Genomic DNA, 11,564 nt, shown 5'->3' with positions numbered 1-11,564 from the left:
GTTCACGGTGGCGGCGGGGGCCGCTGCGGCCGTGGCCGGGGCCGCCGCCACCGTGAACGGCCGCTCGATCTGGGTCGTGCGGTCGCTGAACTTGTCGCGCAGCGTGAAGGCGAGGACGTACTCGCCCGGGTCGACGCCGGTGATGCCCAGTGTGACGTGGAAGGAGAACTTCGGGGAGCCGTCCAGCAGGGCGTCCTTCCCGGCGGTGAACTCCCGGTCGATCACGGCCTTCTGGCCCGCGAGGATCGCGCCGCCCCTGGTCTGCAGCGCGTAGTCGACGACCAAGCCGAACCGCACGTCGCCGCCGGCGACCGGCACCAGCGTCTCGCCGATCGGCTCCATGTAGGTGATGACCTTCTCGCTCGGCAGGAAGGGGCTCGCGGCGCGCGGGTCGGCGTCGCCGAAGCCGTCCGAGGGCCGCGTGACGAACAGCACGCGCCGGACCCCGAGGGTCTGGGTGGCGGCCGGCGCTGCGGCAGGGGGTGCTTGAGCGGGGGCTTGAGCGGACGCTTGGGGCGCCGCCGCGGCGGCCCCCGGCGGCGGCTTGACCGCCTCGGGCGCGGTGGCTTCCGTCTTGCCCGTCCCGGCCTTGCCGGACGGGACGGCGGCACCGGACCAGAACCCGCCGCCTCCGCCGCCGGCCGGGACCGTCACGCTCTTCATGATCGCGTCCAGGGCGGTCCCGTTGGTCTGGCGGTCGTCCTCGGAGCCCCACACGGTCAGCAGGACCACCCGGTTCCGGCTCGCGTCGAGGGTGACGAAGTCGATGATCGCCTTGCCGTTCTTGTCCGTCGCCTGGTAGCGCTGCACCTGGCCCGGGGTGCCGTTGAAGTCGATGGTCTGCTCGGTCGGCTTGCCGACGAGCTTGACCTTGTTCTTGGTCAGGTAGGCCTTGCTGTCCTTGATCAGCGCGTCGAGGCGCGCCTTGCTGTCGGTGGCGATGTTGACCACGATGTCGCCGTCGGCCGAGACGGAGGCGATCTCGGTCTCGTAGACGCTGGTGTCCCAGTCGTCCGGCATCGTCGCGGTGACGGCGGGTTCCTTCGCCGGCAGGACGATATCCTTGGCGCAAGCCGGCGCGGCCAGCCCGGCGAGCAGGGCGGCCCCCACGATCCATCGCTTCATCTGACGTCCCCCGGACCGGGCTCGATCATCGATCCCGGCAGGGTCCACTCATCCGGGCTGACGAAGGAACGGTCAAGGTTATGCCCGCCGGGTCCGCGGGTTTATGCTGTCGTTCTCGCAGCTTCGACCGCAGGGTGGCGAAGCATCGAGGATGTCGGCTTCGCGCCCCGAGGCCGTGCAGGGGTGAGCGGGTTGCAAGCTTAACGGGTCCTTGACAACCTCTGGGTAGGTTCGACCACGCAAGCACGGGGCGTGGACGCGATGACGATCGGCGGCAAACTCATCGGACTGGTCGGCGCCTCTAGCCTCGTGACCCTCGTGGTCGCGGGCGTCGGGCTCGACACCCTGCGGACCTTCAACGCGTCGGTCGGGGCCGCGCGGAACGCCACCGAGAACGCGCTGTTCGCGGCCGAGCTCACCCGGCTCACCACCGACACCGCACTCGAATCCCGCGGCATCTACGCCGCCGCCAGCACGCAGGCCGCGCGGACCTACGCCGGCGGCATCGTCCGCGATCTCTCGGCGATCGATGCGCTGCTGACCGAGTGGCTCCCGGCGGTGCCGGCGGAGGACCGGGCGCTGTTCGACCGCGTGGCGAAGGACGCCGCGGATTTCCGACGGCACCGCACCGAGACGGCCCGTCTCGGCACCGAGGTCTCGCCGAAGGCCGCCGCCGAGCAGGGCTTCACCGAGGAGAACCGCAACAACCGCATCGCCTTCCAGGCCGGGATCGAGGCCCTCGTGATGCGCAACCGCGACCGCATCGAGAGCCTGAACGCCGGTGCCGACGCGCTCTACACGGGGCGCCTGCGCCTGCTCCTGGCGCTGGCCTTCGGTGGCGCCCTCGGCGGCCTGCTCATCGGCGGGCTGTTCGGCCATCGCATGATCGCGAGGCCGCTGCGGGCCGTGTCGACCGCGATCCGCCGCCTCGCGGAGGGCGACCGCGACCTGCCGGCGGTGAAGCCCTCGCGCGACGAGATCGGCGCGATCTGGGCGAGCATGCGCACCTTCGCCGACGCGATGGGCGAGGCGGACGCCCTGCGCCGCAGCCAGGCCCAAGCCGGCCTGGAAGCCGGCGCCGTCAAGCGCGCCGAGATGGACACCCTCGCCGACCGATTCCAGGGCAGCGTCGGCGGCCTCGTCGGCCACCTGGCCGCGTCCGCCGGGACGATGGAGGAGACGGCCCGCGCGATGGCGCGCAACGCCGAGCGCACCAGCCTGCAGTCGCAGGCCGTCATGGACGCCGCCGGCGCGGCCTCGATGAACGTCCAGGCGGTGGCGGCCGCCACCGAGGAGCTGGCCGCGACCGCCAACGAGATCGGCGCGCAGGTCTCGCAGACCTCGGTCGCCGCCGCCGGCGCCGTCGAGAACGCGCGACGCACCGAGCAGTCGGTGCAGCGGCTCGCCCGCAGTGCCGCCAGCATCGGCGAGGTCGTCTCGCTGATCTCGGGCATCGCCGGCCAGACCAACCTGCTGGCGCTCAACGCCACGATCGAGGCGGCGCGGGCCGGCGAGGCGGGACGCGGCTTCGCGGTGGTGGCCGCCGAGGTGAAGAGCCTCGCCGGCCAGACCGCGCTGGCGACCGACCGGATCACCGCCGAGATCGCCACGATCCGCGAGGCCACCGCCGACGCGGTGGCGGCGATCGAGGAGATCGGCGGCACCATCGGCTCGGTCCACGAGATCGCGATGGGCGTCTCCGCGGCGGTGGAGGAACAGCAGCTCGCCACCCAGGAGATCGCCCGGAGCGTGAGCGACGCCGCCGAGGGCACCCGGGCGGTGAGCGAGACCATGGCCGAGGTCCAGGCCGCCGCCCTGCAGGCGGGCGCCGCCGCGGCGCAGGTGCTGGCCGCAGCCGGCGAGCTCGCGCGCCGCTCCGAGGGCCTCGGCGGCGAGGTCGCCGGCTTCGTCGGCGAGATCCGCGCCGCCTGACGCCGGCCGGGGATCGCACGCCGGATCGGCCGCGCGCTCGGCGGCGCGATCGACCCTGGTAAGCGTCCCGCTTCGCGCTTAGATCGGGGCGATGCGACGTCCCTCCCCGTGCCCGCTGGCCCTCCGGTGATCGACCCCGCGCTCCTGTCGCGCGCGGTCGCCCGCGGCATCCTCACCGCCGCGCAGGTGGAGGCCCTGGACCGGCTGGCCCGCGAGGAGGCGGTGCCGGTGCCCGAGCGCGTGGACGACGACGAGCGCCTGCGCTTCATCACCGGCTTCGCCGACATCTTCGTCACCCTCGGCATCGGCCTGTTCCTGGGCGCGGCCTGGCTCCTGGCCGGCGACACCCTCGGCGAGACGGGCAGCCGGGTGCTCGTCGCGGCCCTGGCCTGGGCGCTCGCGGAGTTCTTCACCCGCCGCCGCAGGATGGCGCTGCCGAGCATCGCCCTGCTGGCGATCTTCGCGGTCGAGTCCTTCCTGGCGCTCGCGTCGATGGCCGGCCTCGCGATCGGCTGGGGCAGCGCCCTGCCGGGACCGAGCGGATCGGGCGCGCCGGCACCGCTTCCCTATGCCGGGGCGGCGCTCGCGACCCTGGCGCTCTGCGCCCTGCATTACCGGCGCTTTGCCGTGCCGATCACCATCGGGGCGGGCGCAGCCGCGCTCGCCGGCACGCTGCTCGCGCTGGCCTTCGCCCTCGTCCCCACCCTCGATGCCGACGCCTTCAGCGCGCTGCTGGTCACGGCGGGCCTCGCCGTCTTCGCGCTGGCGATGCGTTTCGACCTCGGCGACCGCCAGCGCCAGACCCGGCGCACGGACATCGCGTTCTGGCTGCACCTGCTCGCCGCCCCGCTGATCGTGCATCCGATGCTCGCCACGGTCCTCCGGAACGCCGAGGCGCCGTCGACGGTCTCGGCGATCCTGGTGCTCGGCGTGGTGCTGCTGCTGGCGCTGGTGGCGCTGGTCACCGACCGGCGCGCCATCCTCGTGGCCGGCCTGACCTATGCCGGGATCGCGTTCGGAACCCTGATCCGCGACGCCGGCTTCAGCAACCGGGCCGCCCCCTTGAGCTTCCTGGCGCTCGGCGCCTTCGTCCTGCTGCTCAGCGCCGGCTGGCACGCGATGCGGGGCGTCGTCCTGCGCGGCCTGCCCGCGCGCCTGGCAGACCGGCTGCCGCACCCGATCGGAGCCCGATGACCACGTTTTCCCCCCGCGAGATCGTCTCGGAACTCGACCGCTTCATCGTCGGCCAGCACGACGCCAAGCGTGCCGTCGCCATTGCGCTGCGCAACCGCTGGCGCCGGCAGCAGCTCACCGGGCCGCTGCGCGAGGAGGTCGCGCCGAAGAACATCCTGATGATCGGCCCGACCGGCTGCGGCAAGACCGAGATCGCCCGCCGGCTCGCGCGGCTCGCCGGCGCGCCGTTCCTCAAGATCGAGGCGACCAAGTTCACCGAGGTCGGCTATGTCGGCCGCGACGTCGAGCAGATCGTGCGCGACCTCGTCGAGGTGGCGATCGGGCTCGTGCGCGAGGAGAAGCGCAAGGCGGTCAAGGCCAAGGCGGAGGCGGCGGCCGAGAACCGCATCCTCGACGCCCTGGTCGGCCCGACCGCGAGCCAGCCGACGCGCGACAGCTTCCGCAAGAAGCTGCGCGACAGCCAGCTCGATGACAAGGAGGTCGAGATCGAGCTCGCCGGCAATCCGTCCTCCGGCCTGCCGATGTTCGAGATCCCCGGGATGCCGGGCGCCTCCATGGGCGCGGTCAACCTCGGCGACATGTTCGGCAAGGCGTTCGGCGCCGCCAAGGGCAAGCCGCGCCGGATGAGCGTGCGCGACGCCTACGCGCCCCTGCTCGCCGAGGAATCCGACAAGCTCGTCGACGACGACGCGCTGATCCGCGAGGCGATCCGCGAGGTCGAGGACAACGGCATCGTCTTCCTCGACGAGATCGACAAGATCTGCGCCCGCGAGGGGCGGTCCTCGGCCGACGTCTCCCGCGAGGGCGTGCAGCGCGACCTGCTGCCGCTGATCGAGGGCACGACGGTGACGACGAAGCACGGGCCGGTGAAGACCGACCACGTGCTGTTCATCGCCTCGGGCGCCTTCCACGTCTCGAAGCCCGCCGACCTGCTGCCGGAGCTGCAGGGACGCCTGCCGATCCGCGTCGAGCTGCAGCCGCTCACCGTCGAGGACTTCAAGCAGATCCTGACCTCCACCGAGGCGAGCCTGCTCAAGCAGACGGTGGCGCTGATGCAGACGGAAGGCGTGACGCTGGCCTTCTCGGACGACGCGGTGGACGCGCTGGCCCGCGTCGCGGTGGAGGTGAACGGCTCGGTCGAGAACATCGGCGCGCGGCGCCTCTCGACCGTGCTCGAGCGCGTCATCGACGAGGTCTCGTTCACCGCCACCGACCGCTCGGGCGAGACGGTGGCGATCGACGCGGCCTATGTCCGCGACCGGGTCGAGAGCCTGGCGGCCAACGCCGACCTCAGCCGGTTCATCCTGTAGCGCCGTGCGCGGCCTCGAACGGCCGGGCGCGTCGGCGACGCTCCTGCCCGTCGTCGCGCTCGTCGCCGGCATGGTCTCGCTCCAGAGCGGAGCGGCCCTGGCCAAGAGCCTGTTCCCGATCGTCGGCGCGGCCGGCGTGTCGAGCCTGCGCGTCGGCTTCTCGGGCCTGATCCTGCTCGCGGTGTGGCGGCCGTGGCGGCGGAGCCTGAGCTTACGCGAGGCCGGGATCATCGCGCTCTACGGCGCCGCGCTCGGGATGATGAACCTGACCTTCTACCTGGCGCTTCGCACGATCCCGCTCGGGCCCGCGGTGGCGATCGAGTTCCTCGGGCCGCTCGCGGTCGCGCTCTCGGCCTCGCGCCGAACCGCCGACTTCGCCTGGATCGGCCTCGCGGTGCTCGGGCTCGGGTTGCTGCTGCCGATGCGCGAGGCCGGCGGCCTGGACCCGGCGGGTGTGGCCTACGCCCTCGTCGCGGCTTTGGCCTGGGCGCTCTACATCGTGTTCGGGCAGCGCGCGGGCCGGGTCGACGGCGGGCAGGCGGTGTCGCTCGGCATGCTCGCAGCGGCCATCGTGGTGGCGCCGTTCGGCCTGGCGAGCTCCGGCGCCGCCCTGCTCGATCCCGAGACGCTGGCGCTCGGCTTCGGGATCGCGGTGCTGTCGAGCGCGCTGCCGTACTCGCTGGAGATGGTGGCCCTGCGCCGGCTGACGCGGCAGGCCTTTGGGGTGATGATGAGCCTGGAGCCGGCGGTCGCGGCGCTCGCGGCGTTGATCCTGCTCGGCGAGCGCCTGTCCCTGCTGCAATGGCTGGCGATCGGCTGCGTCATCGCGGCCTCCGCCGGCATCACCGCCGGTGGCCGGAAGGCGAGCGCGACGGAGCGGACCGCCTGACGGACGATCGGGAGGGCGTCTCCACCGTGACCGACGCGGGTGGTTCGTCCGCGGTCAGCCTTTCCACACCTGCCCCGGCCGCAGCGCGAGGAAGCGCGCGCGCGGCTGCCCGGCCTGGTCCATCGCCGCGTCCAACGCCTCGGCCGGCTGCGCGATGCCCTCGTCGGTGAGCCGGAAGGTGCCCCAATGGTGGCCGAGCGCCTGGGTCGCTCCGAGCAGGTCGAGGGCGGCGACCGCGTCGGCCGGGTTCATGTGCTGCGCCTGCATGAACCAGCGCGGCTCGTAGGCGCCGATCGGCAGGGTCGCCAGCCGCGGCGGCCCGAAGCGGGCACGCACGTCCCGGAAGATCGCGCCGTCGCCGAAGCCGGTATCGCCGACATGGTAGTGGACGCCCCAGGGCGTGGTCAGCACGAAGGCGCACCACAGGGCCATGCGCCGGTCGTTCAGCCCGCGGGCCGACCAGTGGTAGGCCGGCGTCAGGTGGACGGCCACCCCGTCGCCGAGATCGACCGAGCCGCCCCAGTCGGCGGTCTCGACATGCATCGTGTCGTCGTAGCCGCGCAGGATCGTGTCGTTGCCGAGCGGCGCGACGACCAGCGGCTGGTGCGCCTGCCAGATTCGCGCGAGGCTCGGCCCGTCGAGATGGTCGTAGTGGTTGTGGGTGATCAGCACGGCGTCGATCGGCGGCAGGTCGGCCATGGCGATGCCGGGGGGGTTGACCCGCTTCGGGCCCGCGAAGCGCGTCGGGCTCGCGCGCGTGGCGAAGACCGGGTCGATCAGGATGTTGCGGCCGGCGACCTGCACCAGGTAGCTGGCATGCCCGATCAGCACGATGCGCAGGCCCGTGACGCGCTCCGGCGGACGGTCGGCCGGGAAGGGGCTCGGATAGGCCTTGGGCCACGCCGTTCCGCCGCGCTCGGCCTTCCAGCGGAGGATGTCGGCCAGGGCCTTGTCGGCGACCTGGCCGGGCGCGAAGAACCGCACCCCGTCGAAGTGGTCGCTTTCCGGCCCGCGGTAGTACGGGTTGCGCCCGCGCCTGTGCACGGCGTAGCCGACGCCGCCCAGGGTCATCACCGTGGCCGCGCTCGCGGCCGTGAGCAGGCTTCGCCGTTTCATGCCGTGATCACATGGCCGGCGCCGCCCCGGAATCAAGCGGATGCCGATGCCGGCCCGGCCGTCATCGAAAACTTGCGCGAACTTCGACTTGTGAACAGACGGCGGCCTCGCGCTGCGCTATGGCCTTGTTGCACCTGGGAAACGAACCGCCCCGCCATGGCCGTCACCGCCGCTACGTCCTTCGGCAGGAACCTCCTGCTGCGCGCCCTCCAGCCCGCCGACCGGGCGCTGATCGCGCCCTACGCCGAGCCGGCCGAGTTCGCGCGCGGCGACATCGTGTTCGAATCGGGCGATCCGGTCTCGCACGTCACCTTCCCGTGCGACCACACCGTGGTCACCCTGGCGATCACCATGCTCGACGGCCGCATGACCGAGACCGCGACGGTCGGCTGGGAGGGCGCGGTCGGCGGCGTGGTCAGCCAGGGCTACCTGCCGGCCTTCAGCCGCGCCGTGGTCCAGATCGGCGGCCCGGGGCTGCGCGTGGAGGCGGGGCGCCTCCAGGCGGCCAAGCACGCGTCGAGCACGCTGCGCAACCTGTTCACCCGCTACTCCGACTGCCTGATCGCCCAGCTCCTGCAATCGGTGGCCTGCAACGCCCTGCACCCGATCGAGCAGCGCGCCGCCAAGTGGCTGCTGACCCTGCACGACCGGCTCTCGACCGACGTGCTGCCGATCACCCAGGACGTGCTCGCCGAGATGCTCGGCGTCCGCCGCACCTACCTGTCCGGCGTCCTGCGCGGCCTGCACGACCGCGGGATGATCGCGGTGTCGCGCGGCCGCATCGCCATCCGCGACCGGGCGGCCCTGGAGCGGGCGGCCTGCGAGTGCCACGACCGGGTGCGCCGTCATTTCGAGGAGGTGCTCGGCGCGGTCTATCGCGACGACGGCACGCTGGTGGCCGTCGACCCGGCCGCGGCCGGCGGGTCCGCGGCCGGCCAGCCCTCGCAGGGAAGGGCGGCCTGAGCGCCATGACCGCCGCACCGACGCCGGACGACCCGCTGGACGACGCGCGTCTCGCCGCCCTCGACACCTACGACATCCTCGACACGCCCGCCGAGGCCGGCTTCGAGGACATCGTCCTGCTGGCCTCGCAGGCCTGCGAGACCCCGACCGCGCTCGTCAGCTTCGTCGCCAAGGACCGGCAATGGTTCAAGGCCCGCATCGGCTTCGACCCGTGCGAGACGCCGCTGTCGCAATCGGTCTGCGCGCACGCGCTGGGCCGAGACGGCATCCTGGTGATCCCCGACCTGACCCGCGATCCGCGGACCCGCGACAACGCCCTGGTCACGGGCGATCCGCAGATCCGGTTCTATGCCGGCGCGCCGCTGCACACGCAGGAGGGTTTCGCCCTCGGCACGCTCTGCGTCATCGACTCCGTCCCGCGCCCCGAAGGGCTGACCGACCGGCAGATGGCGACGCTCGCCGCCCTCGCGCGCCAGGTGATGGTCCAGCTCGAGCTGCGCCGGGCGATCGAGAACCGCGAGCAGGCGCTCGCCGCCCGCGCGCTGGCCGAGGAGCAGCTGCGGCTCGCAGTCGAAGCCACCGGCATCGGCATCTTCGACTTCGACCTCGCGAGCGGCGAGCTGCGCTGGGACGCGCGGGTGCGCGCCCTGTTCGGCGTGCCGGCCCGCGGCCCGGTCACCTACGCCGAGACCTATCTCGGCGGCCTGCACCCCGACGACCGGGAGCGCGCGGACGCGGCGGTCCGGGCGGCCATGGACCCGGCCGGCACCGGCGCGCTCGACATCGACTACCGGGTGATCGCGGCCGACACCGGCGCGCAGCGCTGGATCGCCGCCCGCGGGCGGGCGATCCTCGAGGACGGCGTCGCGGTCCGCTTCATCGGCACCGTCCGCGACATCACCGAGCACAAATCCGCCGACCTCGCCCTGAAGGCGACCGAGGAGCGCTATCGCCTGGCGGCGCGGGCCACCACCGACGCGATCTGGGACTGGGACCTCGTCGCGGACCAGGTCCGGTGGAACGAGGCGCTGATGCTGGCCCACGGCCACGACCTCGGGGACGTCGCGCCGCAGGGCGCCTGGTGGCTCGCCCAGATCCATCCGGAGGACCGCGACCGGATCGCCCGCAGCATCCATGCGGCGATCGACGGCGCGACCGAGACCTGGACCGACGAGTACCGCTTCCGGCGGGGCGACGGCAGCTACGCCGCGGTGATCGACCGCGGCTACATCATCCGCGACGGCGCGGGCCGGGCGGTGCGGATGATCGGGGCGATGCTCGACATCACCCGGCGCAACGAGACCGAGCGCCGCCTGCGCCAGAACCAGGCGCAGCTCGACACCGTGCTCCAGACCATGCCGGTGGGCATCCTGCTGGCCGAGGCCCCGAGCGGCCGGATCGTCTTCGGCAACTCGCGCCTGGAGCGCATCCTCGGCCACGCCACCCTCTACGCCGAAGACCGTGCCGGCTACGGCGCCTACCGCGCCTTCCGCTCGGACGGGGCGCCGGTGGCGCCGGAGGACTACCCGCTCGCCCGCCTCACCGCGGGCGAGGTCGACCATGCCGAGCTGGAAGCGCACTACCAGCGGCCGGACGGGTCGCGCCGCTGGATCGAGATCGTCGGCGAGGCGGTGAAGGACCCGTCCGGCGCCACGATCGGCGCCGTGGTGGCGATCAGCGACATCGAGGACCGCAAGCGCGCCGCGGCGCAGCAGGACATCCTCCACCACGAGCTCGGCCATCGCCTGAAGAACACGCTGGCGCTGGTCCAGGCGATCGCGACGCAGACCCTGCGCAACGTCACCGATCTGGACGCGGCGCGCGAGGCCCTGTCGGCCCGTCTCGTGGCCATGGGCAAGGCGCACGACATCCTGCTCTCCGGCGAGAGCGAGAGCGCCGGGATGGAGGCGGTGTTCAGCGGCGCGCTGAGCATCCACGACGACGGCGGGCCGCAGCGGTTCCGGCTGTCCGGCCCCGACCTCGCGGTCGGCCCGAAGGCGGCGCTGTCGCTGGCGCTGATGGCGCACGAGCTCGCCACCAACGCGGTCAAGTACGGCGCGCTCTCGGTGCCGGGCGGCAGCGTGGCCCTGGGCTGGCACGTCGCCGGCGAGGGGCCCGGCGCGGTGATCCACCTGCTCTGGCGCGAGCAGGGCGGTCCGCCGGTGGTCGAGCCGCACCGCAAGGGTTTCGGCACCCGGCTGATCGAGCGCGGCCTCGTCGGCGCGATCGGCGGCGCGGTGGCGCTGGCCTACCCGGAAACCGGCGTCACCTGCACGGTCACGGCGCCGCTCAGCGGCTTGATGGAAGCGTAGGGCGGATCGCCGCCCGGCACGCCGAGGCTCCGCTCAGCCCGGATCGTCCGCGGGCTTCGGGCCGGGCGGCGCGAAGAAATCCTCCGGTGGAGCGACGACGACGCGCCCGGCCGCCACGTCGAGCTCGGGAACGAAGGCCTTGGTGAAGGGCAGCAGCGCGGTGGCGCCACCCTGCGCGGGCTTGATCTCGAGGAGATCGCCGCCGCCGTAGTTCGGCACGGCGACGATGGTGCCGAGCACGGTGCCGGCGGCATCGATCGCCGGCAGCCCGACGAGGTCGGCGGTGAAGACCTCGTCCTCATCGGGGTCGCCGAGGCGCTCGCGGGGGACGTGGAGGAGGGTCCGGTTCAGCGCCTCCGCGCCGGTCCGGTCGGAGACGCCGCGCACCCGCGCGATCAGCAGGTCGGGCGAGGAGCCGGGCGCCGGGCGCACGCTCGTCAGCTCGAACGTCCGGCCGTCGGCCGCGACGAGGGGGCCGTAGCCGGCGATCGCCTGCGGGTCGCCGGTATAGGATTTCAGGCGGATCTCACCGTTCAGCCCCTGCGCCCGCCCGAACTCGCCCATCACGACGAGGCTCGGATCGACCGCGGCGGGAGCCGGCTTCGCCGCGGGCTTGGGCCGCGGCGAGGTCTGGGTGCCGGGCGCGATGGCGCCGCGGCGCTATAAACCACTCCGAGCCCCCCCGACCAGCGCCGGGGGGGTTTGGCGGCGTGTGGGTGTAAA

The 11,564-nt window shown here is 73.2% G+C and carries 9 protein-coding genes; 6 read left to right on the top strand and 3 right to left on the bottom strand.

From position 1 onward, the window contains the following. The coding region (locus FV230_RS17180) for a hypothetical protein (protein ID WP_147843264.1) at window positions 1–1,125 on the bottom strand (1,125 nt) is incomplete at its 3' end. Window positions 1,126–1,386: 261 nt separating this feature from the next. Here FV230_RS17180 and FV230_RS17175 point away from each other — a divergent pair. The 4 genes from FV230_RS17175 (at window position 1,387) to FV230_RS17160 (ending at window position 6,450) form a co-directional block, all read left to right on the top strand. Beyond that, on the top strand, window positions 1,387–3,057 hold the full coding sequence (locus FV230_RS17175; RefSeq protein ID WP_147843265.1) for a methyl-accepting chemotaxis protein: 1,671 nt from the start codon (window positions 1,387–1,389) through the stop codon (window positions 3,055–3,057). A 108-nt stretch (window positions 3,058–3,165) separates the two neighbouring features. Further along, the gene (locus FV230_RS17170) at window positions 3,166–4,251 is read left to right on the top strand and encodes a hypothetical protein (RefSeq protein ID WP_147843263.1); all 1,086 of its coding nucleotides are present in this window, start codon (window positions 3,166–3,168) and stop codon (window positions 4,249–4,251) included. Then, a complete protein-coding gene (gene hslU / locus FV230_RS17165; RefSeq protein ID WP_147843262.1) occupies window positions 4,248–5,561 on the top strand; it encodes an ATP-dependent protease ATPase subunit HslU in 1,314 nt (437 codons plus the stop codon). The genes FV230_RS17170 and hslU overlap by 4 nt, the downstream gene beginning before the upstream one ends. 70 nt (window positions 5,562–5,631) lie before the next feature. Next, entirely contained in the window at window positions 5,632–6,450 is an 819-nt protein-coding gene (locus FV230_RS17160; RefSeq protein ID WP_246694893.1) for an EamA family transporter, read from the top strand. 54 nt (window positions 6,451–6,504) lie between these two features. Here FV230_RS17160 and FV230_RS17155 read toward each other — a convergent pair whose 3' ends face one another. Beyond that, complete coding sequence (locus FV230_RS17155) at window positions 6,505–7,566, bottom strand: MBL fold metallo-hydrolase (RefSeq protein ID WP_147843260.1); 1,062 nt, start codon at window positions 7,564–7,566, stop codon at window positions 6,505–6,507. A 156-nt stretch (window positions 7,567–7,722) separates the two neighbouring features. On the opposite strand from FV230_RS17155, the gene FV230_RS17150 reads away from it, so the two are divergent. Both FV230_RS17150 and FV230_RS17145 read left to right on the top strand, forming a co-directional pair. Next, window positions 7,723–8,529, top strand: coding sequence for a Crp/Fnr family transcriptional regulator (locus FV230_RS17150; protein WP_147727551.1), 807 nt, complete (start codon window positions 7,723–7,725; stop codon window positions 8,527–8,529). 5 nt (window positions 8,530–8,534) lie between these two features. Continuing rightward, window positions 8,535–10,841 carry a PAS domain-containing protein gene (locus FV230_RS17145; RefSeq protein ID WP_147843259.1) on the top strand — a complete coding sequence of 769 codons (2,307 nt, stop codon included), beginning with the start codon at window positions 8,535–8,537 and terminating at the stop codon, window positions 10,839–10,841. Window positions 10,842–10,874: 33 nt separating this feature from the next. Here the strand turns inward: FV230_RS17145 and rimM are convergent, their stop codons facing one another. After that, complete coding sequence (gene rimM / locus FV230_RS17140; RefSeq protein WP_147727556.1) at window positions 10,875–11,405, bottom strand: ribosome maturation factor RimM; 531 nt, start codon at window positions 11,403–11,405, stop codon at window positions 10,875–10,877. Window positions 11,406–11,564 lie beyond the last annotated feature (159 nt).

This window comes from Methylobacterium sp. WL6, assembly GCF_008040095.1.
Lineage (GTDB): Bacteria > Pseudomonadota > Alphaproteobacteria > Rhizobiales > Beijerinckiaceae > Methylobacterium.
The sequence above is the reverse complement of the archived record's forward strand: the minus strand, read 5'-3'. Positions and strand labels throughout refer to the sequence as shown.